Below are 25,858 nucleotides of genomic sequence, written 5' to 3' on the forward strand. Positions count from 1 at the left end.
CCTGTGGGGAAGTGCCTTGTGTCAGAGGTCCGTGGCCTTGCGCTTGGGATCGTGCTGCAGGGCGCGCAGCTGCCTGGGTTCGGCCTGGTCGAAGCCCAGGGGTTGGAACCTCAGCCGTTCCCGCTTAATCCGGGTTCTGCTTGTCGCCAGAACCGCGTGGCGGATCGCACGGGCCTTTCCTGATCGGCCAAGTTCGCGCAGCGCCTCGGCCATGGCCGTGGCCGGCTGGTCACGGCAGTCGCGGATGTCGCTGGTGGTCCGTTTAGGATCGGCCAGCGTCTGGCGCGCACCACTCGCTCGACGCTGGTGCTGACCGAGGCATAGGCCTGGGCCGCATTCAGGATGCGGTAAATAGTCCAGCCTGCGCCGATCCACCTCCCACCCCGATGCTTGGCAATCACGAAGGGCAGGACCATGGTCTCGACTCAGTTGTGATCGGCATGGGGGCGCCTGGAAGCCGGTCATGTCGGCGGCGATCATCGCAATTTCCTCGTCTTGCTGTTGTCGACCTGGGGCAGGGCGCAACCGCGCCATTGCCGGAACAGCCCGGATTTTGCGAAGGGCGGACCGCCCCGCCAACCACACCCCAGTGTGGCGGCAGGGGCGGGATGCGGGGATTATCCAGATCGGGGACAGGGGCCGGTTCACCTGGCCGCAGCGGCAGCCAGCGGTCCACAGGCCGCTGGCGCGCACCGGTTCGGGGCAGGGAAGCCGAAGCAGACGTGGGGCATGTTGACTGCTAGCATATAGTTTGCTAGCTTTTTAAAATCCTGACTGTGCCGGTCGCCGATACGCCACAGCGGGGACCGGAAGGGGCCCTGTCAACGGGCCTGCCGGGACTTCTTCGCTTTGGGAGGGGCGGAATGATACCCACATTGATTTTGAACGCGCTGGCCGTTTCGTCACTCTATATCATGATGGCCAGCGGTCTGGCGTTGATCTTTGGCCTGCGGAGGGTGATGAACTTCGGCCATGGGGCAATCTACATGGTCGGCGCCTATCTTGGCTACACCATTGCCTCGGGGATGAACTTCTGGGCTGCGCTGATCCTCGTGCCGCTGATCATGTCGGTCTTTGGCGTGCTGCTGGAGCTTCTGGTGCTGCGGCCGCTGGAAAAGCGCCAGCAGATCGAGGTGGCGCTGATCACCTTCGGCATCGGCATCGTCATCGCCCAGATCGTGATTCGCATCTATGGCGGCACGCCGCTTTCGGTGTCGGCGCCGCCGCTTCTGGCGTCCTCGATCAAGATCTTCGGCGCCGACTATCCGGTCTATCGGCTGTTCATCACCGTGATCGGCCTTTGCTCGGTCATCGCGCTGGCGGTCTGGCTGAACACGACCCGGACGGGTATGTTCGTCCGCGCTGTCAGCCATGCGCCCGACGTGTCCTCGATGATGGGAATCAATGCCAACCGGCTGAGCCTGCTGATCTCGACTCTCTCGACCGCTTTCGCGGGACTGGCCGGGGTGCTGGTTGGACCCTATCTCTCGATCGACCCCGGCATGGATGTCGCGATGATCATCACCTGCATGATCGTGGTGGTGATCGGCGGCACCGGCTCGATCTGGGGGGCGATCCTTGCCGCGCTGATCTTCGGTTTCGTGCAGACCTTCGGCACCGTCTACCTGCACGAGATTTCCGTTCTCATCCCCTATCTGATGCTGATCGCCATTCTGGTTTGGCGTCCGCAGGGACTCAACTTCGGAGGAAGCGCCGAATGAGCAGCGCCACCCTGACCCTTCGCGCCGCTTCGCGGGCGCGCCTGCCCATCCTCGGCGGACTTGCGCTGCTCATATTCCTCGCCGGCTTCCTGCTGCCGGGCTATCTTGAGGGGGGCTACCTGCAGTCGATGCTGAACAATGGCTTCATTACCGGCATCCTTGCGCTTTGCGTGGCCTTCGTCATGCATCAATGCGGGCTGGTGCTGTTCGGGATCGCCACCTACTACGGGCTCGGGGCCTATGCCTGCGCCATTTTGGTGAATAGCTTCGGGTTCTCGGCGATGGCGGCGGCCGTGCTGGCGCTGCTTCTTACGCTTGTCGCGGCCTTTCTCATCGGGGCGATCGTTATCCGCGTGAAGCCACTTGCCTTCATGATGATCTGCCTGTCGCTGGCTGAGCTGATGCGCCATCTTGTCGCGCTTCCAAGCCTGCGCAGGACGACCGGCGGCAGCGACGGCCTGCTGTTCATGCCCGAGGGGCGGGTGTTCGGCATCGACGCGATGGACCTGCTGGATGCTTCGCGCGTCTGGCCGCTGATTTGGTCTGCGACCTGGGTGATCGCCGGAATCTTCCTGGTCGTAGCGCTGTCGCATTTCGGGGTCCGCCTGCGCGCGATCAAGGAAAACGAGGAGCGCATGCGCTTTTCCGGCTTCAATACCTATTGGCCGCGCGTCTGTGCCTTTGCCGGGGTGGGGCTGGCTGCCGGCGTCGCGGGGGTAATTCAGGCGCTGGCGAGCGGTTTCGCCTCGCCCGAGATGTTCAGCATCATCACCTCGACCAATGCCTTGCTGGCCGCGATCACTGGCGGGGTATCCTCGGTCGTCGGGCCGGTCCTGGGCGGGGTGATCTATACCTGGGCAATCAGCGAATTCGGCGCGATGGGCTATTCCCAGCTGTTCACCGGCATCGCCGTTATCCTTGTCATCCTGTTCATCCCGCGCGGCGTCCTGCATCCGCTGCGGCTGCTGCTGCGGCAAGGAGGCCGGGCATGATCCGTGTCGAGAATCTGACCGTCGCCTATGGCGCGTTCAAGGCGCTGACCGACATATCTGTCGATCTGGGCCAGCGCGGGCAGGTCCATTCCATCATCGGGCCGAACGGCGCCGGGAAATCGACCTTCATGGACGCCATCGTCGGCAAGCGCCGACCCAGTGCCGGGCGCATCTTCTACAAGGACCGCGACATCAGTCGCGAAACCATCCAGTGGCGTCGCAAGAATGGCATGGCGCGGTCTTTTCAGAAGACCTCGATCTTTCCGGGGCTGACGATCTTCGAGCAGCTTGACCTTGTGGCCAGCCATCTGAACGAACCGGATCTTGATGCGATCATCGACACGATGGACCTGCGCGAGGTGCTGAACGTCGAAGCCACCCGCGCCGCCTATGGCGTCCAGCGCCGCGTCGATGTGGCCCTGGGCCTGATCGGCATGCCCGACATCCTGCTGCTGGACGAGCCGGGCGCCGGGCTTTCCGCCGAAGAGACGGCCCACCTGTTCCGGCACCTGCGCAAGCTCGCCTCCGAACGCAACATTGCCGCCGTCGTCGTCGAGCATGATGTGGAGGCAGTCTTCGCCTTGTCGGATGTGGTGACCGTCCTTGATCTTGGCCGCCATCTTGCGACCGGCACCCCGGCCGAGATCCGCGCGAATTCGCAGGTTGTGGCCGCTTATCTGGGAACCGCAGCATGAGCTTTCTGGAAATTTCGGGCCTTTCTTCAGGCTATGGCAAGGCGACGATCCTGCGCAACCTGTCGCTTTCGGTGGATCGCGGGGAAGCCGTCGGCATCCTGGGACGCAACGGCGCCGGGAAATCGACGCTGCTTCTGTCGATCTTTGGCCAGACCCGCATCTTCGGCGGCGAGATCCATGTCGCCGGGACCCGCATCGACCGGCTGCCCGCCTATCGCGCTGCGCATCTCGGCGTGTCGTTCTCGCCCCAGGGGCGGATGATCCTGCCGAACCTGACAGTGCAGGAAAACCTGTGCATGAGCCTGGCGACGGGTCGCAAGGGCGACTGGAACCTCGAGGCGGTCTTCGACCTGTTCCCGATCCTGCGCGAGCGCGCCCGCCAGCCGGGCGTGGCGCTGTCGGGCGGGCAGCTTCAGATGCTGGCCATCGGCCGGGCGCTGATGGCCAATCCCGAGGTGCTGGTCCTGGACGAGCCGACCGAGGGGCTGGCGCCCGTCCTGGTTGATGTCCTGACCGAGGCGCTGCTGAAGGTGCGCGCCAGCGGCACCGGCATCCTGGTGGTCGAGCAGCACCATGCGCTGATCCGGGCGGTCACCGACCGCTTCGTGGTGATGGCGAAGGGGCAGGTCAGGGGCGGGGGGGACAGCGCCAACATGGCGGCCGAGGAATACGCCCATCTGTTCGAACTGTAGGTGTTCAGGCCCCGTCGGGGCTTGATCGAAATTGGGTCCGTGGAAGAAAGCCCCGCGGGCAGGAGGAAAGCGATGTCACATCTCTTGGGTCTGAGCATGGACCTGCCGCTGTTGATCTCGGCGATCAACGAGCATGGCGCCGAGGCGCATGGGCGGACGGAAATCGTCTCCTACGATCTGGCAGGCCGCCGCCACTGCTACAGTTTTCTGGACATGAACCGGCGCAGCAAGCAGCTGGCCAATGCCCTGACGGCGCGGGGCATGACCCTTGGCAAGCGGGTGGCCACCCTGGCCTGGAACACGCACCGGCACATGGAGATATTCTATGGCGCGACCGGGATGGGCTGCCCCATCCACACCGTCAACCCGCGCCTGACCTCGGAGCATCTGGAATATGTCATCAACGAAGGGGCGGCCGAGGTTCTTTTCCTTGACGCAGACCTTGTCCCGCGCGTGATCGAGCTTGCCGGGAAATTGCCGCATCTGCGCCATTTCGTGGTCCTTGAGCCGCGCGAGAACCTGCCCGACGGCGGGCCGCTGACCCTTGAATCCTACGAGGACTGGCTGGCGGCGGAATCGCAAGAGTTCCAATGGCCGGAATTCGATGAGCGCTCCGCCTCGACCATCTGCTTTACCTCGGGAACGACCGGGCTGCCCAAGGGTGTCGTCTATTCGCATCGCGCGACGGTGTTGCAGACGATGACCTTCACCTCGATGGGGTGGCTGCCGCCCACGCGCCGCGGTCGGCCAGTCCTGCTGGCGGTCGCGCCGATGTTTCATTCCAACGCCTGGAACTTTCCCTTTGGCGCGCTTTACGCGGGGGTTCCGCTGGTGCTGCCGGGACGCAACCTGTCGCCCGAAAACCTTCAGAGGGTCATCGCGCAAGAGGGCGTGACCTGCGCGGCCATGGTGCCCTCGATCCTGACCAATATCATCGAGCATGTCCGGGCGAACGGGCTGGATCTGGGCAGGCTGGAATCGGTCGTGACCTCGGGCGCCGGCGCGGCGCCGCGGCTGATCGCCTGGCTGCACGACAACGGCATCGCCACCACCCACACCTGGGGCATGACCGAATGCATGTTCGGCACCTCGGGCGCGCTGCTGAGCCATCATGCGGACCTGCCGCTGGAAGAGCGCATGCCCTATCTGCTGAAGGATGGCCGCCAGACCGCGCTCACCCGCATCCGGATCGTCGATGACGAGGGCAATGTCCTGCCGCGCGACGGCAAGGCGCGGGGCCATCTGCGCGTCAAGGGCCAGTGGGCGGCCAAGGGGTATCTGAACCAGGCCGAGAACTGCACGCTGGACGGCGACGGCTGGCTGATCACCGGCGACATAGCGACGATCGACCCCGACGGCTATCTGAAGATCGTGGACCGCGACAAGGATCTCATCAAGTCCGGGGGCGAGTGGATCAGCTCTTCCGATCTTGAAAAGATCGCGGCCAGCCATCCCGATGTGGTCCAGGCCGCCGCCATCGCGGTCAGCCATCCCAAATGGCAGGAGCGGCCGTTGCTGATCGTGCAATTGCGCGACGGCGCAGTGCTGGACGCGCGCGCGATCCTGGACCTGATCGGCAGCCAGGTGGCGAAATGGTGGGTGCCCGACGACGTGGTGCAGATCGCCGAGTTCCCGCTGAGCGCGACGGGCAAGGTCCGCAAGATGGACCTGCGCCAGACCTATGCGGATTATTACAACCAGCGCGCCGGCGCCTGACCTGCCCGCGGGCGGATGACCTGTCCGGCCCCTGGAGGCCGGGCGCGAGGGGAGAAACGAAAAAGCCCGCCGTCTGGCGGGCTTTCCTGTCGGTAGAGGAAAGGATCAGGCTTTGCGGCCTTGCTTTTCCTTTTCGGCCGAGGCCCGCAGCGCCTCCCGCGCGGCCGCCCAGTCCTCGGCGCTCATGTCCGAGAGATCGGCGAAGGTCGAGGGAGCCGCCAGATGGTGGCCACCATCCACCGCGACCGTGGCGCCGTTGATATAGGTGCAGGCGTCCGACATCAGGAAGGCGGTCAGGTTGCGCAATTCGTGCATCTCGCCGAAGCGGCGCAGCGGCACCTTTTCCTTTTGCGTCGCGCCGACCGACGAGCCGGGGATCGGGTTCAGCTTTTCCCAGGCGTTCGGGGTCGGGAACGGGCCCGGCGCGATGGCGTTCAGGCGGATATTCTTGGGGCCCCATTCGACCGCCAGCGACATGGTCATCGCCTGGATCGCCGCCTTGGACATGGCCGAGGGCGTGACAAAGGCCGAGCCGGTCCAGACCCAGGTCACCAGGTTCGACAGCACGGTGCCCGGCAGTCCACCGGCGATCCAGCGCTTGCCGCAGGCCAGCGTGGCGTAGAACGAACCGTCCATGACCGTCTGGGTGATCGCCTGATAGCCGCGCGGGCTGAGCGACTCGGTGGGCGCGATGAAATTCGCCGCCGCATTGTTGACCAGCCCGGTCAGCGGCCCGCTTTCCCAGATCTTCGCCACGGTCGCATCGACGCTTTCCGGATCGCGGACATTCGTGATCAGATAGTCCGCCGCGCCGCCTTCCGCCGCGATGGTCCTGCATGCCTCGGCAAGCACGTCCTCGCGCCGGCCGCAGATGAAGACATGGGCGCCGAGTGCGGAAAAGCCGCGCGACATTTCCAGCCCCAGGCCGGTGCCGCCGCCCGTGACCAGGATGCGCTTGCCCGCCAGCAGGTCGGGCTTGTAGGGGCTTTGCGCGCGGATCTCAGAATTTGACATGGGCAGCTCCTTTCAGCCCCAGCATGGCGCGGGCTTCGTCAGGGGTGGCGGTTTCGATCGACAATTCGTTCAGGATGCGGGTGATCTTCTCGACCTGCTCGGCGTTCGACTTGGCCAACTCGCCCTTGGCGATATAGATGCTGTCCTCCAGCCCGACGCGCACATGGCCGCCCAGCGTGGCGTTGGTCACGGCCATCGGCATCTGGTGGCGTCCCGCCGCCAATACCGACATCACATACTGGTCGCCGAACAGGCGGTCGGCGGTGCGGCGCATATGCAGCAGATGCTCGGTTTCGGCGGCGATCCCGCCGAGGATGCCGAATACGCCCTGCACGAACAGCGGCCCATCGACCAGCCCGCGATCCAGGAAATGCGCCAGATTGTAGAGATGGCCGACATCGTAGCATTCATATTCGAAGTGCGTGCCCTGTTCGGACAGGGCGCGGATACCGCGCTCGATCTGGGTGAAGGTGTTCGACAGGATGAAATCCTTCGTCATCTCCAGATAGGGGCGTTCCCAGTCGTGCTGGAACTCCTTGATCTTGGCCGCAGCGCCCGAGATGTTGAAGTTCAGCGAGCCCATGTTCATCGAGGCGAGTTCGGGCGCGAAGGCCAGCGCCGGGGCCAGCCGGTCCTCGAGCGACATGCCCAGGCCGCCGCCGGTGGTGATGTTGACTACCGCATCGCAATTGTCGCGGATGCGCGGCAGGAAGCGGGCATAGTCCTCGGGCTTTTGCGAGGGCGTGCCGGTGCCTTCGACGCGGGCATGCAGATGCAGGATCGCTGCCCCCGCGCGAGCGGCGTCGATGGCCTGCGTGCCGATGGTCTCGGCGCTGACCGGCAGATAGGGGCTCATCGTCGGGGTGTGAATCGAGCCGGTGATGGCGCAACTCACGATAACCTTCCTGGATGGTTGCAAGGCTTCCTCCTCCTCCTCAGGGATCCGCGCGGGTCGGGGCAAGGCCGTCACCTTCAGCGCATATCGTTTGCTATATTATGGTATGTCTATACACTATGCCTGTAAAGCGCCACGCGGGCGCTGGGGAGGAAAAAAATTCGGTTGCCAACAAATGTATGCTAGCATATCGTATCTATGCTAAATTCAAGGCGGGGCAGGATCGTCCGTCAGGCTTACCCTGCATCCCGGCCATCGGAGGAGAAATCAATGTCCAGCACGACCAGAACCGCCATCGTCACCGGCGGCGGGCAGGGAATCGGGCGCGCCATCACTTTGCGCCTTGCCCGCGAGGGTTACAATGTCGCCATCTTCGACCTTAAGCCGGAACTGGCCGAGGAAACCGCCGCAGAGGCCCGCGCGAGCGGCGTCGAAGTCAAGATCTACGGCCTGGACGTGGCGGATCAGGCGGCGGTCAATGCGGCGGTCGCCGATGTCGAGGCGAATGTCGGTCCCATTTGGGTGCTGGTCAACAATGCCGGCTGGGACAAGCCCGCGATGTTCCTGCAAACCGACAGTGATCTGTGGGACAAGATCATCGCCATCAACCTGCGCGGCCCGTTGAACACGCACAAGGCGGTTTGCCCGCATATGGTCGGCCGCAAGGGCGGCCGGGTCATCAACATCGCCTCCGATGCGGCCCGCGTCGGCACCTCGACCGAGGCGGTCTATTCCGCCTGCAAGGGCGGCGTGATCGCTTTCACCAAATCCATGGCGCGGGAACTGGCGCGCAGCAACGTGCTGCTGAACGCGGTTTGCCCAGGGCCGACCAACACGCCGATGATGGCCTCGGTGCTGGGCACGGGCGAGGATGCGGTGAAATGGAAGGACGCCATGGTGCGCGGCATTCCGCTGCGCCGCATGGGCGAGCCCGAGGATTATGCCGGCATTGTCGCCTTCCTGGCGTCCGATGACGCGGCCTTCATCACCGGCCAGACCATTTCGGTCTCGGGCGGCATGAACATGATCTGACCGGCCACCCGATGCTTGACGAGCCGAATCCGGTCGAGACCGAAGAGGCGGACAACCCGCCTCCAGGTTTCATACTGCTGGCGGAGAGTTCCGAATCCGAGCGGCTGACGGGGCCGTATTACGTGCGCCTGGACAAGGATGCGCCGGCGATCGGCTTTCGGGTCCGGCGCCGTCATCTCAACCGCGCCGGCATGTGCCATGGCGGGGTTCTGGCGACGCTGGCCGACATGAACATCACGCCGATCAGCCGCAGCCAGGATCTTGGCGAAGTCAATCCGACGATCTCGATGACGCTGGATTACTTTGCACCGGTAGTGCTGGGCCAATGGGTCGAGGCGCAACCCGACATCCTGCGCCGCACCCGCAACATCCTGTTCAGCCGCTGCGTGCTGACCGCGGATGGGGTGCCTTCGGTGAGCGCCAGCGTGGTTTATCGCATTGGCCGCCCACGCGGCGCGGGCAAAGGCGACACATCCACCTGACCGCGGCCCGCCGACTTGTCATCGGTCCGTTTTGAGAGGCCGAGCGCGAGCGATACGATCCAGCAGCAGGTTGCAAGAGCAAGAGGCGGGCCGAGCGCGATAGCTCGGCCCGCCAGGCCGTTTGCCGGACAATGCCTAGAGCCGGACGAGCTGCTTGCCGTTGTTGCGCCCCGACATCATCCGCAGGAACGCCTCGGGTGCCGCGCCGATGCCGTCCAGGATGTCCTCGCGGAATTGCAGATGCCCTTGGCGATGCCATTTCAACAGATGGGCAAAGGCCTCGTCACGGCGATGCCACCAGTCAAAGACGACCAGCCCCTGAACCGTCGCGCGGGTTACGATCAGCCGGGCGCTGGAGCGCAGGCCGATATCTTCGGATGCGGGCTTGTCGATGACAGCGATGCGCCCGACGATGGCGACGCGTGCGAAATTGGCGAGATTGGCCAGAACCGCATCGTGGATCGGTCCGCCGGTATTGTCGAAGAAGACATCGACGCCCTCGGGGCAGGCCTCGGCGACCGCGACCGCCAGATCGGGTGCGGTGCGATAGTTGATCCCGGCATCGAAGCCGATAGAACGGCAATAATCCAGCTTGTCGTCGCTGCCGGCGATGGCGACCACCCGCGCGCCCATCAGCCGGGCGATCTGGCCGGCAATCTGTCCGACCGCGCCCGAAGCTGCCGAAACGACCACCGTATCGCCCGGCTTGGGGCGGCCGATCTCGAACAGGCCGATATAGGCGGTCAGCCCCGGCATCCCCAGCCACGACAGCGCGGCCTGGGGTGGCGTGCCGGGCAGCACGCGATTGGCGGCGGCCGTGCCGCCCTGATCGGGCGCGATCACCGCATATTCCTGCCAGCCGAGATTCATCGACTCGACCAGGTCGCCCGCCCGCCAGCCGGGATGGTTCGAGACGATGACCTCGCCCACCCCGCCGCCATGCATGGTTTCGCCGGGGCGGACGCCCGCGGTGTAATTCTTTGCCGGGCTGATGCGCCCGCGCATATAGGGGTCCATCGACAGCCACAGCGTGCGGACCAGGATCTCGCCTTGGCCCGGCTCGGGGACCGGATTTTCGACCAGCCGGAAATTTTCGGCCCGTGCCGGACCTTCGGGATGGCTGGCCAGCACCCAGCTTCGATTCATGCTCATGCTGCTTTCCTTTCGTCCGGTGGGGAATGCCTAAAGGAACCCGCGCAAGCGGGCCACGCGCTCAAGATTGCCGGTGCCCTGCATCAGGATCTGGCTGCGGTTTTCCAGCTCGATCGCGGCCGCCAGGCTGCCGGCCTCGAGATTGGCCCACATGCCCCGCTTGGTCAGCCAGGTGTTCAGCCGGCCGTTCTCGGCAATGGTTTCGGCAAGCTCGAAGGCGGCCGGCATCAGCCCCTCGGCGGTGGTGCCGAGATGCACCAGCCCGATGCGGCAGGCTTCCTCCGCGCCGACCATGCGGCCGGTGAGCATCATTTCGAAGGCGCGCGAGGTGCCGATGGTGCGGGGCAGCAGATAGCTGACGCCGATGTCGCAGCTGGTCATCCCGACCTTGATGAAAGCCGCGTTGAATTTCGCCTGGTCCGAGCAGATGCGCAAGTCGCAGCCTAGCGCCAGGCCAAGTCCCGCCCCGCAGGCGGGGCCGTTGACCGCGGCGATCACAGGCTGGCGCAACGCCCGCAGCCGCGTAACCAGCCCAGCAAAGTGTTCCTGGCGGGCAGTCCAGTGGGCGGCGGTTTCGACAGCGTCGTCCTGGGTCTCATCCGCAGCCTCCAGATCGAAACCCGCGCAGAAGCCGCGACCTTCGCCGGTCACGATGACCGCGCTGGCATCCGTCCGGCCGATCCGGTCGAGCGCTGCGAAGAACGCATCGACCGCCAGGTCGTCGAAGGCGTTCAACCGCGCCGGCCGGTTCAGCCGAATGACGGGTATACGCGGATTCGTATCGTCCATGACGACTGGGTCTTGCAGCATGATCGCCTCTTGTGCCGGGCTTTGAGGAGTTAATTTCGAAGAGTATGATAAGCATGCGAATGAATATGGCAAGCCCCGCTGCCACATGGGTCGATCTTTGCTCACGCTCCGATCCGTCCGCAACGAAGAACCGCAGGCCGGTCCATCCTGCGGTGCGTCCTTGGCAGGACCCAGGTGATGGGAAGCGCAGGTGGTTATGCCCGCTAGGCATTCTACGGCCCTTCGACATCCGTCATCGCGCAAAGCCTGAACGATTTCTCTGGCAAGATCGAAGCAGTCGCAAACGCTGTTGTATTCCAGATCCAGGTGCTTGCAATCGCCGGTTTGTCCGAAGCCAGAACCGATCTTGTTGACATACAATCCTTGACCGCTACGTCTGGCGATAAGATGCATCGCCGATGCGTGACGCGGTCAAATCATGTTGCATCTATGTCCCGCCGCGTCGTCGGAAAACAGTTCATCGGGTTTCCTCCAGTTTCAGTCGTACGGTTAAGATTGTCGGTGTTTCGCAACCGGCGCTGAGCGAGAAAGCAAATTGATCGGAGGATCAGCTTCAGGTTATTCGATTATATCGAACAAAAGGGCAGGACCGATTGGCCAATGCAGGGATGATCCTGAACGGTAAGCTGGATGGATTTCTTTTCCGGTCCCGGTCCTGGGAAGCATGGCTTCGCAACTGCGGCGGCGGAATGTGGTCCAGGAAGATCGTCGGTTATTCAAAAATAACCTTGGGTTTGTCCATGCCAAAGCAATCGCCATCGAATACTCATAATTTTATTCTGATGGGATGGGTTGGTGGTCTACGTTCTTTGTTGCTCCGGGCGCTGATGAATTTCCTAAAGTTTAAGGATGTGAAGAACTATGGTTACGTGTCGTGGAATCAAACTGAAAGGTTTTCTGAGGGATCCATTACGGAGATACGGAACATATCGGCCGCCTTGCTTAACAAAGAAATCGCGTTTTCGACGTATCCCGCAATGCTGGAAGAGCGGTAGATACAGTACAGAGATTGTTCTGACGACCGATGCCTTTTCCATTATGCCGCTTGCGGCATCGGGTCATGGAAGCGGATTTGTGCCTGCCATCATGATGCGGCCTTAACGGTCAAGGTCGACATGATAGAGTTTCCCCAGAGCGATCTTATACGGCCTCTCGGCTTGATCTGGTCGAAATTAGTATTTATCGAGCCCGTTTGGAAATTTGGCGGTCGTGCCAAAATATATGAAGTTGTTCGCTCTGATCCGGTCAGGCTGCCCGGCATGCCTTTTGTATCGAATTGTGCCGCACTATGGTGCGGCACAATTGTCCTTGAATCGGTGCTGTCAGTATCACGAGGAGTTGCAGAGTTTGCACTCCGAATTGGGATTTCCAGCCACTTTATCCCAGGGAATGATGGTCTGGACAGCAAGGTCGGGTTTCCCGTTCGTCATCACGACCTGGGAAATCACGACGGGGCGCAGGAGCTGGTGATCTTCGGCCCGTATTGATAGTTCTCCCAGAAGCGACTGGAAGGTCAGGCCGGAAAGGGCGGAAACGATTTCCGGAACCCTAAGGCTTCCAGCCTTCTGTGCGGCCGCCTGTGCCGCCTGCACCGCGATATATTGGTCGGCGGCGACATAGTCGGGGATCGCGTTGAATTTTTCCTTATAGCGTTCTGCGAATTTCTTGCTTTCCTCGGTCGGAAAGTCTGCAAGCCAGCCAAAAGTCTGGTAGTTTCCTATCACGTTATCCGCTTGGCCACCCAAAGTTGTGCGGGTGATGTAGCTGTGACCCAGGATGATGTCGTATTTCTCGTTCAGCTTGAATTGGCGCTGTTGCTTGGCGAAGTTGATCGCATCCGACCCGAAGGTCGAGATGAACAGCCCCTTGGAGGGCGATGCCGCCAGCTGGGTGATCGACGTGCCGAAATCGCTTGTCCCCAGCGGTGCATATGCGACATGGCCGATCGATCCGCCATGTGCGGCCGCCATCTTCTGGAAGGATTCCGCAGCGTTGCGGCCGGTCGTATAATCAGCGGCAAGGATGTCCCAGGAGATCTGACCCTGCTCGGCGATCATCTGGTCATAGGCGCTCAGCACCAGTTGGTCGGTGGTGGCGATATGGAAATAATTCTTGCGGCAATGCTCGCCCGTCAGGGATGCGGCCTGCGCAAAGCCGTCCAGTACGGCGACGTTCAAGGCCTTGGCCCGAGCGGCAAGAATGATGGAGGTGGACGAAGGCATCATGCCGGTGATGACCTGCACCCCGTCTTCTTTGACCAGCCGGGACGCGGCCTGCAATGCCGTTTCGGGCGTTCCCGGATAGGTCGCGCGCCGAATCTCGATCCGGGGCGCGTCCGGCGCGCGGCTTTCATTCAGATCGGCTTCGGCAAGCTCCAGCGCCCTGACCTGGCCTTCGTAGAATCCGGCAAGCGGCCCGGTGTCGATCAACAGGGCGCCAATCTTCAGCACCTGTTCGGCGCGCACCTCCGGCGGCGCAAGAATTGCCGTTCCGGCCAGGGCCAGCGCAGCAAGAAAATGTTTGCTCATTATATCCTCCCAGTTTTGATGAGCTTTCTGCGGGCTTTCGGAAAAGCTAGTGAACGCGTCGATTTTGCTCTGCCCAGAAGCGTTCGCGCAGATGTCCCTTTTGGATCTTGCCCGCGGCCGACATGGGCATTTCTTCCAGAATCTCGACCGAGCGGGGGCATTTGTAATTCGCGATGCGGCTGTGGCTGTGGGCGATCAGCTCGCTTTCGCTGGCGGTATGGCGGGGCTTCAGCACGACGACCGCATGGACCGCCTCGCCCCAGCGCGGATCGGGGCGGCCTATGACCGCGCATTCCTGTACGGCGGGATGCGAGCGCAACGCATTCTCGACCTCGACCGAATAGACATTCTCGCCGCCCGAGACGATCATGTCCTTCAGGCGATCGACGACGGTGATATAGCCGTCCTCGTCCATTACGGCGACGTCGCCGGTATGGAGCCAGCCGTCGCGGATTGCCTCGCCGGTGGCTTTCGGATTGTTCCAATAGCCTTTCATCACGTTGAGCCCGCGCACGACCACCTCGCCGGAAACACCGGCCGGGACTTCGTTTCCGTCGGGGTCGACCAGCTTGAAATGCGCGCCATAGACGCTGCGCCCAGTGGCCCGGCGCTTATTGGCGGAGCCCTCGCCGAAATGCGCCGCCCAGGGCAGGCATGTCAGGATTCCGGCCACCTCGGTCTGGCCATAGCCCTGGATGAATTCCCAGGTCGGCAACTTCTGGATCATCAATTCGATCAGCACGTCGGGAATGGGCGATCCGCCATAGATGCACTTGCCCATGCTGGTCAGGTCATAGCGGTCGAATTCCGGGTGATGCAGCATCATGTTGATCATGGTCGGCACGAAGGTCGATGCATTGACCTTGTGCCTTTCGATCACGGCCATGGTGGGAACGGGATCGAATTTGGGCTCGATCACATGGCAGCCTCCGGCGACCGAGATGGCGACCAGCGGCATGGTGGAAATGATGTGGAAGAACCCGCAGATATGCAGATAGCGCGTCGCATCGGTATAGCCGCAGGTCGAAAGCAGAAACAGCCCGGCAAGGAACACGTTGGTATGGGTCAGCGTGACCCCCTTGGGGTGGCCGGTCGTTCCGCCGGTGTACATGACCCCCCAGACGTCGTCGCCGGACCCGTGATGCTCATCGACCGGGGGATGGAGCTGAAGCTCGGATTCCAGTTCAAGGAAACCCTCGGGGCAGGGGGCCTCGCCGATGAAGATGCCCCGCAGCCCAGGATTGTTCGCGATCAGCCGGCGCGCCATGTCCAGGAAGGCGTCGTCCACCACCAGGATCGGCGGGCCGCAATCCTTGATGGCGCGGTCAAGCTCGTCCAGCGACCAGCGGGTGTTCAGCGGCACGATGGCACCGCCCATCCAAGGAACCGAATAGAGCAGTTCGAAATAGCGGTCGTTGTTCAGCGCCAGCACCGCCACCCGGTCGCCCGGCCTGACGCCGAGCGCGGTGAACATGCCCGCCTGGAGGCGGACGCGGCGGACCACTTCCTTCCAGGTGATGATCCTGTCGCCATGAATTACCGCGGGCGCGGCGGAGTGCAGTTTTTCGCAGTTGTGCAATACCGATGTCATGCGCATCGCTTGTTCTCCCATGCTGCCTGTGCCGTCATTCCGGCAATGCGCGTTCAAGAATGGCGTCGAACTTGATGTCGGCGGGCAAGGCGCCGAAGCAGGTGCCGCCCTCGCGGCAAAGCCTGGTGCGCAGGAAGGCCTCGGACACCGCCTCGGGGGCGTGGCGCAGCAGCAGGCTGGCCTGCAAGGCGATCGCCATCCTTTCCGCCAGATGGCGCGCCGTCAGGTCCGACAGTTCGGAATCCCGCACCCGCTCGGCCAGGTCGCGGATTTCCGCGTCAAGCGGTGCGCTCTCGCCCTTGACCCGGTTCAGCTCGGCAAAGAACGCCTCGCCCGACTCGGGCTCGCGCCGGAAGGCGCGCAAGATGTCCAAGCTGATGACATTGCCGGGGCCTTCCCAGATGCCGTTCAGCGGGCTTTCCCGGAAATAGCGGGCGATCGGCGATTCCTCGATGTAGCCTGCGCCCCCATGTGTATCCATGCATTCATGGACAAAGGGCACGACGCGCTTGTTGATCCAGTATTTGCCGACCGCCACCGAAATCCGGCCGAACGCGCGTTCGTGCGGATCGTGCGCGTGACCGTCGAAGGATTCGGCCACCCGCATCATCAGGGTGGTCGCCGCTTCGGATTCGATGGCCAGGTCGGCCAGCACGTTGCGCATCAGGGGCTGGTCCACGAGACGGCGCTGGAAGGCCGAGCGGTGGCGGGTGTGGTGGATCGACTGCGTCAACGCCATGCGCATGATGCCAGCGGGAATGAAGCCGCAGCCCAGTCGGGTGTGGCGCATGAACTCCATCACCGTGGGAATGCCGCGGCCCTCCTCTCCGACCATCCAGCCATGGGTGTTTTCGAACTCAAGCTCGGTCGAGGCGTTCGAGCGGTTGCCCATCTTCTCCTTCAGCCGTTCCAGCTGGATCGGGTTGCGGCTGCCGTCCGGCAGCCAGCGGGGGACGAGAAAGCAGGACGGCCCCTTTTCGGCCTGCGCTACGACGAAGATCACGTCGGCCCCTGCGGCCGAACAGAACCACTTGTGCCCGCGGATCAGGTATTCCCGGCCCGGACCCGGCTCCCCGACAGGGGTGGCAAAGGTCGAGTTGCGGCGGATGTCCGAGCCGCCCTGCTTTTCGGTCGAGGTAAAGGCGATGGTCACGCCGGTCTTTTCCCAATGCGGGATCGGCCGCGGATCATAGTCCTGGGACAGCATCAGCGGCACCCATTGCTCGGCCAAGTCCGGCTGATGCATGCGCAGCATCGGAATGACGCCATAAGTGATGTCGATGGGGCACAGCACCCCGCATTCAAGCTGGGCGAACATCAGCTCGGCCGCGCTGCGCGCGACATGGGCGCCGGGCCGGGTTTCCCGCGCCGCAAGGGCGTGCAGGTCGTGCTGGAAGGCCATGCCGATGATGTCGTGATAGGCCGGGTGGAACTCGACCGTATCGACGCGCCTGCCGAACCGGTCGAAACGCTTTAGCTCGGGCGTCACCCGGTTCGCCAACTCGGCGCGCTCCATCCAGGCGGGGTCATAGATCTTGGCCCCGAGGCTGGTCAGGTTGGCTTCGGCCCAGCTGGCGCGGCCGCGCCGGACTGCTTCCTTCAGGGCGATGTCGTTTTCAAACGCGTTGAGCCCTTCCAGCGGCCCGGACTGGTTTTCGACGCTGTGGGTCCGCAATTCGGTGCGGGGCTGCAGATATGCCATTCTTGATCCATTTCTTCCTGTGGTGATGGGGCAGGGGGCGCGACTGATCCGGCGTTAGTCCCGTGCCTCGACTGCGAACGCATAGGGGGCGAAAGCATGCTTGAAGGCCCGGCGTTGTCCGTCGTCGCGAAGCACCGCGGCCAGGCCGCTGACCAGCGCAACGGGCCGCTTGTTGAGCGCGTCGATCCTGATTTGCGGCGAAACGCCGGGAAAGAGGTGCTGCAACTCATCCGCAACGGCGTCCTTGATCGCGCGGTGGCGCAGGGCGGGCTTGTCCAGCTTGCCCGCCCCGGTGATCGGCAGGCGGTCGAGGATCGAGATCCGGCAGGGCACGGCTGCGCGCTCGGTGATATGGGCGGCGGCGACGGCCATCAACTCGTCCTCGGTTGCGCTGCATCCTTTCCGCAACTGCACGAAGGCCATGGGCTTTTCCCCAAGCCGGGGATCGGGATAGCCGATGCCCACCGGAATCAGCACGGCGGGGTGTTTTTGCAGCGCCTCCTCGATCACCTTAGGGTCGATATTGGCCCCGCCCCGGATGATGAGATCCTTTTCGCGGCCGTGGATCCACACATAGCCGTCCTCATCGACGGTCCCGAGGTCGCCGGTAATGCCCCAGACCTGTTGTCCGGGGGCGTCCGTGACGAAAAGTTCATCCGCGCCGTCGCCGTGGTAGCCTTCGCCGACGCAGGCGCCCCGGACGACAAGCACGCCCTGCTCGCCCGGCGCGCATTCGCCACGAAAGCGACTTCCGTCCAGCTTGAACGCCTTGACCTCATGCCAGGGGTGCGCCCGCCCGGTCGAGCCCAGCCGGGGCATCTTGCCGTCGTCGGGATGGCCGCAGACCACGCCGTGGAATTCGGTCATGCCCCAGACCTCGCGCAGATAGATGCCGAACTTGGCGTGGAAGCCGTGGAGCAGTTCGACCGGGATAGTGGCGCCGCCGCAGGCGAAGGTATGGATGCTGCCGTGGCCTTTTTCGGCATCCGGCAGGTTCATGAAGGCCGCGGCGCTGGTCGGAGTGGCGATGACGTTGGTCAGGCCGAATGTCTTGGCGATCTGCCAGAAGCGCGCGACGATCTGGCTGTTGCGATAGCCGTCGGGCGACATCAGGACCAACGTCTGCCCATAGATCAGCGCCCGCAGCGCTGCACAGACTAGCCCGCCGACGTGGAAATGCGGCATCCCCTGGCCCACGACGTCCTCGCGCGCGCTGCCCATCAGCGCGCCCATCATCCAGGCGTTCAGCAGGGTCTTGATATGGGTGTGCCGGACCAGCTTGGGCGCACCCGTGGTGCCGCCGGTCGGCATCAGCGTGCATTCGTCATTGCCGCCGCGCCGGGGCAGTCTGGCGAAGCGGGTGCGGTCCACGTCCGCAAGGGCGCGTTCCAGCGACCGGGGGTCGTTCGGATCGCCGATCAGGAACACTGCCCGCAGGTCCGGCGCCGCCGCCAGCAGTTCGTCAAGCTGATCCCAGACGCCCTGTCCCAGGGCGGATGTCGCGCAGACGAGAATATCGGTTCCCGCCGCCTTCAACAGGGCCGTGACGCCCACGGGGGCAAGGAAGGGATTTACCGGATTGACCAAGCCGACCGACTGCGCGCCCCAGGTCGCGGCCATGGCCAGGGGGTGCAGCGGGGCGATCACCGAGACCACTGGCGGGCGGCTGCCGCCATCCGGGTTGACCGACTGGTGAAACAGCACCGCCGCCCTTTCGACCTGGTCCAGATGCTCGGCATAGCTGACGGGAACGGCATCCCCGGTCTCGGCGCCGGGCATGAAGACGATCGCGGACTTGTCGGGCTCGACCGCCGCCGCCGCGGCGATGCAGCCGTGGATGCTGTCGTCAGGCAGCATGCTGGCGGGCGCCATCGTCTCCAGCTCCAGCCGGTCCTCGACGGTGCGCAGCCGCATGCGGTGGATCGCCGTGCCCGCGGGCGCGCGGTCGATGGGCTTCTCGGTCGCTGATCCGGAATCGCGCATGCCAGGTTCCTCCCTTTTTCCCGGTTGGAACCTAGTCCGGCGTCCTGCTCCGGCTGCCACCCACGTGGGTAGGGCAAAGGTAAATTTCCTGAGCTATGCTCTTTGGCGGGAGGAGCAGGCCGATGAAGCAGCATTCAAGAATTATACAGGCTCCGGCGATACCGGAGCCGGCCGCAACCCGGACGGATCACAGTAGCTTTGTCGATGCCCCGCCTGATTTCCGGTTTCCCGTCGTCAGAACCCGTCTGCTGGCCGACTTGGCCAGTCGTGCGCTGCAAAGGCCCTGCGGGCTGGCCACGGTCGAGACTTTGCTGTCGCCGCACGGCTGGGGAAAGACGGTCATCCTGGCCGAGGTCTTCCGGGCATGGCGCCGGGATGCTGGCCTGCCGGGGGTCTGGCTGGGGCTGGGCTATCTGGACGACGACCTGGATACGGTCATCCTGCAGCTGTCGCGGCAGATCGCAGCATGGGTGCCCGGCATGGTGCGTAGCCTGCCCGCGGAACACGGTCCGATCTATGGGGCGCAGGACCAGGTCCTGTGGCCGCTGCTGGAAAACGTGCCGCGGCCTTTCCTGATCTGCATCGACAATATCGACAACTGCACCGCATCGCTGGTGCCCGGTGCGTTGGATGCGCTGTTCAACATCGCGCCGCCGGGGGTCCACTTCCTGCTGACCACGAACCACAGCCTGGGCTATGACCGGGTGGGCGCGTTGATGCGCGGCGCCTTGCGCGAGCATGGCGTGGACGAGCTGGCCTTTGCCGATGCCGAGGCCCGCGAGATGCTGGGCAGGACGGCGCAATCTATCGGGTCCGAGATCCTTCCCGCGCTGCTGAAACGCGCCGAGGGCTGGGCCGCGGGGCTGCGGCTGGTCGCCATGCTGCTGGATGGACCCGAGGGCGGATCGGGGACGCTCAGCCGGTTTTCCGGCGCGGCACCGGGCTTGCGCGACTGGTTCGACCGCAAGGTACTGGCGGCGATGCCGCCGCAGATGCATGGCTTCCTTTTGTTCGCCTCGCTCCTGCCCAGCTTCGAACCGGGGCAGGTCGGCAAGGCGATCGGCGTGGGCAATGTCCAGAAGCACATGGACAGCATGCTGGCGCAGGGCATGTTCATCGTGCCGGTGGCGGGCCGGGGCAATCGCTTCCGCATGCACCAACTGCTGCGCGACAGGCTGCGGTCCGAGGCTGAACAGACGATCCCCGAAACCAAACGGATGGCGTTCTGCCGGGAAATGGCCCTGCTGGCGCTCGAGGGCCGGCTGTGGGAGGAGGCGATTGCCGCGGCCCGCAGCACTCGGAGCGACAGCCTGATCGCCCAGGTTCTTGAACGCGCCGCGCCCAGCTTGGTGCGCGATATGTGTCGGATGCGCTATTTCGTCGAGGTGGTGGACGAGTTGATCGCGGCGGACGTTCCGCTGGGTTTCGAGACCCGCTATTGGCATGTCTTTGCCCTGACCTTCTACTTGCGCCATGCCTCGGCCGGTCGGCATCTGCAGCAACTGCGCAACATGGCCCGCGGTGGGGAAGGCGGCGGCAGTCTCATGCACCGGGTCGAGCATCTTTCGGTGGCGCTGGCGTTCCTGCGCGACGATCTGCCGGTTGCGGGACGCCATGCGCGGCAATGGCTAGAATCCGGCCATGACAAGGATCCGTTCGATCATGCCTGGGTTCTGTCCGTCATGGCGGCCTATCATCTGACCGCCTATCGCTTTGCCGAGACGCGAGAGTGCCTGTGGCGGGTTCGGGCCTTGGCCCATGAGGTGCGTTCGCCCTATCTGACCGGCTGGTGCGACCTGATCCTGGGCGCCAGCTATCTTTACGAGGGCAATGTCTTCCGCGCGCGCGAGATTATAGATCAGGCGCTTGTCCGGGCCGAGAGGGCGCTGGGCGCTGATGCCGATCTGTGCGACCTGATCAGTTCGGTAGCATCCAAATGCGCCATCGAAGCCGGCGATCATGAAGCTGCCCGCAATTTGCTGGCTCGCGCCTTGCGCAGCATGCACAAGCACGGGAATGTCGGAACCAGCATGTGTGCCGTAGATGCTGCGCTGCAGCTTTGGGACGGAGACGAGAGCGATCCGGTCTTCCTGCGGCTGAAATCCGTGGTGCCGTGCTATTCGTTCCGCCTTCGGCTGATGTTTTCCTGCTACCTGATCCGCCGTTTCGTTTCGTTGGGGCGGGTGGCGGATGCGCAGGCCGAGGCTGCGGCGATCGGCCTGGACCTGGCCGAGGGTTGTGTCAGTCCCGCCGATGGGAAGATGCTGCCGCGCACCCGCGACATCATTGCCATGACCGCGATCGAACTGTTGCTTGGCAGCGGCGAGTCCGGCGCCGCCCGCAAGCTGGCGGAGCGCGAAAGGAACATCGCGGAAAACGAGGGTCGCGCCCTGCGCCAAGCCCGGCTTGAACTGGTGCTGATGGCGATGGCAAGGCAGGGAGGCGATGCTTCGGAAGCGGCGAACCGCCTGCGGGCTGCGCTGCTGTTGGCGCGTCGCCGCGATATGGTCGAGGCGTTCCGCCGGCACAGTGCGGATATTGGCGCCTTGTTCGCCAGCCGGGCGATCCGGGCCGAGCATTTCCCGAACCCAGAGGACCGCGCCTTTCTGTCCCGGTTGCTGGAACGACTGGGTTTCGACGTGCCCGGCGGCAAGGAGTCCGAACGGCCTTTCGTTGCTGTGCCGCTGACGGGACGCGAGCGCGAATTGATGCGGCTGGTCCAGTCGGGGCTGAGCAACCCCGAGATCTGCGAGATCATGAATCTCAGCCGGAACACCGTCAAATGGCATCTCAAGAATATTTTCATCAAGCTGAATGTTCCGAACCGCACGGTGGCGGCCATGGTCTATTCCGAATGAACGGCGCTATTGATCGTCCAGGTGGCTTGCGGCTGTTCCCGATACATCAATGCGGTTGCCTGGACCTTGGGATCCCCGCGTGATGGAACAGCTTGGCCCGGAGACCAACCGATTGTCAGGAGATTTCCCCAGCATGACCGACCTTCCCGCCATTGAGTTTCCCCTTGCCGACCCGCCCGCCTATGGCGAGGTGCAGGCCATAGCGGATGGACTGCTATGGGTCAGGATCCCGCTGCCCTATCTGCTGGATCATGTGAACGTGTTTCTGCTGCAGGATCATGATGGATGGGCGGTGGTCGATACGGGAATCCTCACGCCCGAGGCACTTGCGGTCTGGCAGGCATTGTTCGCCGGTCCTCTGTCGGGCTTGCGGATCAGTCGCGTGATCATCACCCATTATCATCCCGACCATATCGGCCTGGCCGGCTGGTTCCATGAACGGCACGGCGCTCAGCTTCTGACCAGCCTCAGTAGCTATACACTGTGTCAGCTGATCTCGCAGGGACGCAACGAACAGGCGGTCCGGCAGAACTTCGATTTCTTCCTGCGCCATGGAATGACTGCGGAAACCGCCGGACTGGTCGCGATCCAGGGCAAGGAGTTCCTCCAGCGGGTCGCGCCTCTGCCCACGACCTTTCAGCGCCTCGTGCATGGCGACAGCCTGACCATCGGCGGGCGCAGCTTTCGCGTGCTGACCGGGGACGGGCATGCTCCCGAACAGGTCATGCTGCATTGCCCCGAGGAGGGTCTTTTCTTTGCCGCCGATCAGGTTCTGGAAAAGATCAGCCCCAACATCAGCGTCGAGGCGACCGAGCCGACAAGCGATCCGCTTGGGCATTTCCTGCGCAGCTTGCGGGTGATCGAGGCCGAGATTCCCGACGACGTGCTGGTGCTGGCCGGGCACCGCCGTCCATTCCGCGGGCTGCATACCCGCTGCCGCGAGTTGATCCGGCACCACGAAAACCGCTGCGACATCATCCTCGCCGCCTGTGCCGATCGTCCGCATTCTGCGGCGGAACTGGTTCCCCTGCTGTTCCATCGCCCTCTCGACCCCCATCAGATGGGCTTCGCCTTCACCGAGACGCTGGCCCATGCCAACCGGCTCGTTCGTCGCGATCAGCTTTCCATCATCGAAGAGAAGGACCGGACCCTGCTGGCCCTTGTGCGGTGACTGCCTGAACCGCTGCCTGGTCCGCGATGTATCGGCCTGGCCTCGCGCTTGCGGGGCATGCCGTGTTGGGCCGTCGGGACGGTTTCCTCTGGAAGCGTAAAATATTGCTGCGGAGGGCGGCGAATATGGAAAGCTTTATTATCTTATGATAGCGTAATGTTATGCTGACGTGTAGCATGAGTCATGGGCGGACCGGGGAGAGTGGTCCGGGGGGAGGTATCTTGAAACGTCTTGAAGGCCGAAGGGCAATCATCACCGGAGCAGGCAGTGGGATCGGACGGGCCAGCGCGCTGCGTTTCGCGGCCGAGGGCGCACTGGTTCTGGCAACAGGCCGGCGCGAGGCGCCATTGCAGGAAACCGCGGAACTGGTGCGCGCCGCAGGTGGCACCTGCATCGCCCATGTCGCGGACGCTGGTGACGAAGCGGCCGTCCAGGATGCCATCGACCGCTGCGTGCGGGAGTTGGGCGGGCTGGAGATATTCTTCGCCAATGCCGGAAACACCGATTCCGTCACGCCCTTCACGGAACAGACCGTGGAACAATGGACAGGCATGTTCCGCGACAATGTGATCCCGGCCTTCATCGCCTGCAAGCTCGCGGGCTGCTATATGGCCGCGCATGGCGGCGGGTCGATCATCCTGAACTCCTCGACCGGCTCGTTGCGTGCGCGGGGCGGGACCGAGGCCTATGGCGCGGCCAAGGCGGGCGTGAACCACCTGACGATGACGGCGGCCTGCGCCTATGCCGGTCAGAAGGTTCGGGTGAACGCGATCCTGCCCGGTCTGACCGAGACGGGCCTGACCAAGCCCATGTTCGACTGGGCGCGCCACTCGGGCAAGGAGGACCGGCTGGGCAAGCTGACCCCGCTGCAGCGTCCGGGTCATGTCGATGACATGGCGGCCGTCGCGGCATTCCTGGCGTCTGACGATTCGGCCTATATGGACGGTCAGCTGCTTCCGGTGGATGGGGGGATTTCCGCCACCCATCCGGCCGGAAAGTTCGTTTACTGAAAAACGGCACCGGCTGCCCCCGCGCAGGCGCCGGGGCGCGGCCGGCTTCTCCCGCGGCACAGAAGGCTTGACGCAACCGATTTTGCTATGCTTGAGTATAGTAGTCGAGCGTATCATTTTCCGGATTCCGCCAAGCTGGCATCCGCGCTGATGCCCCGGCAGGAGGAGGAAACCATGACCGACGGATTCGATCTCGCGGCGCATGCCCAAGCCATGCGGGTGGCTGGCTGGTGGCAGGACAGAACCTTCGACGATCTGCTGGAATCGGCGATCACCGCCTCGCCGCAGAAGAAGGCGGTGGTCGCCTATCGCAAGGATCGGGGCTTCGAGCGTCCGGCCAGGGTGATGACCTATGCCGAACTGGGCGATGCGGTGGCGCAGGCGGCGGGATCGCTGCGGGCGCTCGGCGTCGGTCCGGGGGACGTCATCGGCCTCATGCTGCCGAACTGGTGGGAATTCGTGGTCGCTGCCTTTGCCGCCTGCCGTATCGGTGCGGTGCCCAATCCGCTGATGCACATCTTCCGCGAACGCGAACTGCGTTTCATGCTGGGTTTTGCCGGGACCAAGGTGATCCTTGTCCCGAAAAACTTTCGGGGACATGACTTCCCGGCGATGATCGATCGGCTGAAGCCCGAGCTTTCCGCGCTGGAACATGTGATTATCGTGGATGACGACGGTCCGCAGTCCTTCGATCGGCTCATCATGCATTCCGGCGCCGTGCCGGTTCCGGCAACCAAGGGCACCCCCGCCGATCCTGGCGAGATGGCGGTGCTGATGTATACCTCGGGCACCACGGGCGAGCCCAAGGGCGTGATGCATTGCTTCAACACCCAGGTTGCATGTGTCACCGCACTGGGCAATCGCTTCGGCCTGACGCCGGACGACGTGCATTTCGCAGTCGCGCCCTTCGGGCACATGACCGGCTATACCGCGATGATGGTGCAGGGCATCCATTGCGGCGGCACGCTGGTGCTGCAGGACGTCTGGGAACCCGAGGCCGGGGCGGACATCATGGTGCGCGAGGGTGCGACCCATATGGCGGCCGCGACGCCCTTCCTGTCCGACATCTGCAACGTGATCGCCAATGGCGGCCCGGTACCTGGGCTGCGCACCTTTCTGTGCGGCGGCGCGCAAATCCCGCCGGTGGTCATCGAGCGCGCGCGGGAGATGATGAACTTGGACGTCTCTTCGCTGTGGGGCATGTCCGAAAGCCTCGCCGGCAGCCTGACCGAACCGGAACGCGCACAGGAAAAATCCGCCACCACTGACGGCCGCGCGGTCGACGGTGTGGAACTGCTGATCGCCGACGAGAACCTGACACCCCTGCCTCAGGGCGAGACCGGGCGGCTGTGGTTCCGCGGTGCCCAGCAGTTCCTGGGCTACTACAAGCGGCCGGGACTGGACGGTCGCGGGCCGGAAGGCTGGTTCGACACCGGCGATCTCGCCTATATGGACGCCGAGGGTTATATTCGCATCAACGGCCGCTCCAAGGACATCGTGATCCGCGGCGGCGAGAATATCCCCGTGGTCGAGATCGAATCGATCCTCTATCGCCACCCCCGCGTCACCGATGCGGCGGTTGTGGGCTATCCTGACCGGCGCATGGGCGAACGGGTCTGCGCCTTCCTGGTGCTTGCCGACCGCGAGCCGTTCAACATGGACGACCTTCGCGCCTGGATGGCGGCCTCGGCGGCGGCCAGGCAATACTGGCCCGAGGCGGTGGAGGTCATCGAGACCATGCCCCGCAACGCCGCCGGTAAGATCCAGAAATTCCTGCTCAGGGAACAGGCGGCCAAATACGCCGCCGACTGAAA

20 protein-coding genes are annotated in these 25,858 nt (G+C 63.8%); 11 read left to right on the top strand and 9 right to left on the bottom strand.

The genetic code is table 11. The annotated features are described in order from the left end of the window. Positions 1 to 21: 21 nt before the first annotated feature. Positions 22 to 480: a hypothetical protein gene (locus tag KF941_RS26705; protein ID WP_214275097.1), complete on the bottom strand. Its 459-nt coding sequence runs from the start codon at positions 478 to 480 to the stop codon at positions 22 to 24. A 383-nt stretch (positions 481 to 863) separates the two neighbouring features. On the opposite strand from KF941_RS26705, the gene KF941_RS26710 reads away from it, so the two are divergent. From KF941_RS26710 to KF941_RS26730, 5 genes are all read left to right on the top strand, one after another. Continuing rightward, positions 864 to 1,721, top strand: a complete 858-nt coding sequence (locus KF941_RS26710) for a branched-chain amino acid ABC transporter permease (protein WP_140847419.1) — start codon at positions 864 to 866, stop codon at positions 1,719 to 1,721. Further along, positions 1,718 to 2,713: a branched-chain amino acid ABC transporter permease gene (locus KF941_RS26715; RefSeq protein WP_140847421.1), complete on the top strand. Its 996-nt coding sequence runs from the start codon at positions 1,718 to 1,720 to the stop codon at positions 2,711 to 2,713. The genes KF941_RS26710 and KF941_RS26715 overlap by 4 nt, the downstream gene beginning before the upstream one ends. Next, positions 2,710 to 3,408, top strand: coding sequence for an ATP-binding cassette domain-containing protein (locus tag KF941_RS26720; protein WP_214275254.1), 699 nt, complete (start codon positions 2,710 to 2,712; stop codon positions 3,406 to 3,408). The genes KF941_RS26715 and KF941_RS26720 overlap by 4 nt, the downstream gene beginning before the upstream one ends. Then, the gene (locus tag KF941_RS26725) at positions 3,405 to 4,100 is read left to right on the top strand and encodes an ABC transporter ATP-binding protein (protein WP_140847427.1); all 696 of its coding nucleotides are present in this window, start codon (positions 3,405 to 3,407) and stop codon (positions 4,098 to 4,100) included. Before KF941_RS26720 ends, KF941_RS26725 begins: the two co-directional genes overlap by 4 nt. A 72-nt stretch (positions 4,101 to 4,172) precedes the next feature. Continuing rightward, the gene (locus KF941_RS26730) at positions 4,173 to 5,816 is read left to right on the top strand and encodes a long-chain-fatty-acid--CoA ligase (protein WP_214275098.1); all 1,644 of its coding nucleotides are present in this window, start codon (positions 4,173 to 4,175) and stop codon (positions 5,814 to 5,816) included. 105 nt (positions 5,817 to 5,921) lie between these two features. Here KF941_RS26730 and KF941_RS26735 read toward each other — a convergent pair whose 3' ends face one another. Both KF941_RS26735 and KF941_RS26740 read right to left on the bottom strand, forming a co-directional pair. Beyond that, entirely contained in the window at positions 5,922 to 6,830 is a 909-nt protein-coding gene (locus KF941_RS26735) for an SDR family oxidoreductase (protein ID WP_140847433.1), read from the bottom strand. After that, positions 6,817 to 7,725 carry a 3-keto-5-aminohexanoate cleavage protein gene (locus KF941_RS26740; protein ID WP_214275099.1) on the bottom strand — a complete coding sequence of 303 codons (909 nt, stop codon included), beginning with the start codon at positions 7,723 to 7,725 and terminating at the stop codon, positions 6,817 to 6,819. Before KF941_RS26740 ends, KF941_RS26735 begins: the two co-directional genes overlap by 14 nt. Positions 7,726 to 7,995: 270 nt before the next feature. On the opposite strand from KF941_RS26740, the gene KF941_RS26745 reads away from it, so the two are divergent. Both KF941_RS26745 and KF941_RS26750 read left to right on the top strand, forming a co-directional pair. Next, complete coding sequence (locus KF941_RS26745; protein WP_214275100.1) at positions 7,996 to 8,757, top strand: glucose 1-dehydrogenase; 762 nt, start codon at positions 7,996 to 7,998, stop codon at positions 8,755 to 8,757. Between the two features lie 11 nt (positions 8,758 to 8,768). Continuing rightward, the gene (locus KF941_RS26750) at positions 8,769 to 9,239 is read left to right on the top strand and encodes a PaaI family thioesterase (protein WP_214275101.1); all 471 of its coding nucleotides are present in this window, start codon (positions 8,769 to 8,771) and stop codon (positions 9,237 to 9,239) included. Between the two features lie 135 nt (positions 9,240 to 9,374). Here the strand turns inward: KF941_RS26750 and KF941_RS26755 are convergent, their stop codons facing one another. The 6 genes from KF941_RS26755 to KF941_RS26780 form a co-directional block, all read right to left on the bottom strand. Further along, positions 9,375 to 10,391 (bottom strand): NADP-dependent oxidoreductase, encoded by a 1,017-nt coding sequence (locus KF941_RS26755; protein ID WP_214275102.1) that lies wholly within the window; start codon positions 10,389 to 10,391, stop codon positions 9,375 to 9,377. Between the two features lie 30 nt (positions 10,392 to 10,421). After that, positions 10,422 to 11,561 (bottom strand): enoyl-CoA hydratase-related protein, encoded by a 1,140-nt coding sequence (locus KF941_RS26760; RefSeq protein ID WP_214275103.1) that lies wholly within the window; start codon positions 11,559 to 11,561, stop codon positions 10,422 to 10,424. Positions 11,562 to 12,529: 968 nt separating this feature from the next. Further along, the gene (locus KF941_RS26765) at positions 12,530 to 13,729 is read right to left on the bottom strand and encodes an ABC transporter substrate-binding protein (RefSeq protein ID WP_214275104.1); all 1,200 of its coding nucleotides are present in this window, start codon (positions 13,727 to 13,729) and stop codon (positions 12,530 to 12,532) included. Positions 13,730 to 13,775: 46 nt separating this feature from the next. Continuing rightward, entirely contained in the window at positions 13,776 to 15,326 is a 1,551-nt protein-coding gene (locus KF941_RS26770; RefSeq protein WP_214275105.1) for an AMP-binding protein, read from the bottom strand. Positions 15,327 to 15,354: 28 nt separating this feature from the next. Next, positions 15,355 to 17,022 carry an acyl-CoA dehydrogenase family protein gene (locus KF941_RS26775; protein WP_140847456.1) on the bottom strand — a complete coding sequence of 556 codons (1,668 nt, stop codon included), beginning with the start codon at positions 17,020 to 17,022 and terminating at the stop codon, positions 15,355 to 15,357. Positions 17,023 to 17,076: 54 nt separating this feature from the next. Then, positions 17,077 to 19,005, bottom strand: coding sequence for an AMP-binding protein (locus KF941_RS26780; protein WP_214275106.1), 1,929 nt, complete (start codon positions 19,003 to 19,005; stop codon positions 17,077 to 17,079). Positions 19,006 to 19,262: 257 nt separating this feature from the next. Between KF941_RS26780 and KF941_RS26785 the strand changes: the two genes are divergently transcribed. The 4 genes from KF941_RS26785 to KF941_RS26800 all read left to right on the top strand — a co-directional run bounded on the left by KF941_RS26785 (position 19,263) and on the right by KF941_RS26800 (position 25,856). Then, entirely contained in the window at positions 19,263 to 21,863 is a 2,601-nt protein-coding gene (locus KF941_RS26785; RefSeq protein WP_214275107.1) for a LuxR C-terminal-related transcriptional regulator, read from the top strand. A gap of 82 nt (positions 21,864 to 21,945) precedes the next feature. Further along, entirely contained in the window at positions 21,946 to 23,034 is a 1,089-nt protein-coding gene (locus KF941_RS26790) for an MBL fold metallo-hydrolase (protein ID WP_240540640.1), read from the top strand. Between the two features lie 221 nt (positions 23,035 to 23,255). After that, positions 23,256 to 24,044: an SDR family oxidoreductase gene (locus KF941_RS26795; protein ID WP_214275108.1), complete on the top strand. Its 789-nt coding sequence runs from the start codon at positions 23,256 to 23,258 to the stop codon at positions 24,042 to 24,044. Between the two features lie 174 nt (positions 24,045 to 24,218). Next, the gene (locus tag KF941_RS26800; protein WP_214275109.1) at positions 24,219 to 25,856 is read left to right on the top strand and encodes an AMP-binding protein; all 1,638 of its coding nucleotides are present in this window, start codon (positions 24,219 to 24,221) and stop codon (positions 25,854 to 25,856) included. The last annotated feature ends 2 nt before the right edge of the window (positions 25,857 to 25,858 follow it).

It is taken from the genome of Paracoccus sp. pheM1, from assembly GCF_018499825.1.
In the GTDB taxonomy this organism is placed as follows: Bacteria; Pseudomonadota; Alphaproteobacteria; order Rhodobacterales; family Rhodobacteraceae; genus Paracoccus; species Paracoccus versutus.

Excerpts from the sequence above, each read along its gene's own strand:
- KF941_RS26790 (WP_240540640.1), top strand. The coding sequence starts at position 21,946 with ATGGAACAGCTTGGCCCGGAGACCAACCGATTGTCAGGAGATTTCCCC.
- KF941_RS26780 (WP_214275106.1), bottom strand. The coding sequence starts at position 19,005 with ATGCGCGATTCCGGATCAGCGACCGAGAAGCCCATCGACCGCGCGCCC.
- KF941_RS26770 (WP_214275105.1), bottom strand. The coding sequence starts at position 15,326 with ATGCGCATGACATCGGTATTGCACAACTGCGAAAAACTGCACTCCGCC.
- KF941_RS26800 (WP_214275109.1), top strand. The coding sequence starts at position 24,219 with ATGACCGACGGATTCGATCTCGCGGCGCATGCCCAAGCCATGCGGGTG.
- KF941_RS26745 (WP_214275100.1), top strand. The coding sequence starts at position 7,996 with ATGTCCAGCACGACCAGAACCGCCATCGTCACCGGCGGCGGGCAGGGA.
- KF941_RS26730 (WP_214275098.1), top strand. The coding sequence starts at position 4,173 with ATGTCACATCTCTTGGGTCTGAGCATGGACCTGCCGCTGTTGATCTCG.
- KF941_RS26755 (WP_214275102.1), bottom strand. The coding sequence starts at position 10,391 with ATGAGCATGAATCGAAGCTGGGTGCTGGCCAGCCATCCCGAAGGTCCG.
- KF941_RS26710 (WP_140847419.1), top strand. The coding sequence starts at position 864 with ATGATACCCACATTGATTTTGAACGCGCTGGCCGTTTCGTCACTCTAT.
- KF941_RS26775 (WP_140847456.1), bottom strand. The coding sequence starts at position 17,022 with ATGGCATATCTGCAGCCCCGCACCGAATTGCGGACCCACAGCGTCGAA.
- KF941_RS26765 (WP_214275104.1), bottom strand. The coding sequence starts at position 13,729 with ATGAGCAAACATTTTCTTGCTGCGCTGGCCCTGGCCGGAACGGCAATT.
- KF941_RS26725 (WP_140847427.1), top strand. The coding sequence starts at position 3,405 with ATGAGCTTTCTGGAAATTTCGGGCCTTTCTTCAGGCTATGGCAAGGCG.
- KF941_RS26750 (WP_214275101.1), top strand. The coding sequence starts at position 8,769 with ATGCTTGACGAGCCGAATCCGGTCGAGACCGAAGAGGCGGACAACCCG.
- KF941_RS26735 (WP_140847433.1), bottom strand. The coding sequence starts at position 6,830 with ATGTCAAATTCTGAGATCCGCGCGCAAAGCCCCTACAAGCCCGACCTG.
- KF941_RS26720 (WP_214275254.1), top strand. The coding sequence starts at position 2,710 with ATGATCCGTGTCGAGAATCTGACCGTCGCCTATGGCGCGTTCAAGGCG.
- KF941_RS26715 (WP_140847421.1), top strand. The coding sequence starts at position 1,718 with ATGAGCAGCGCCACCCTGACCCTTCGCGCCGCTTCGCGGGCGCGCCTG.
- KF941_RS26705 (WP_214275097.1), bottom strand. The coding sequence starts at position 480 with ATGATCGCCGCCGACATGACCGGCTTCCAGGCGCCCCCATGCCGATCA.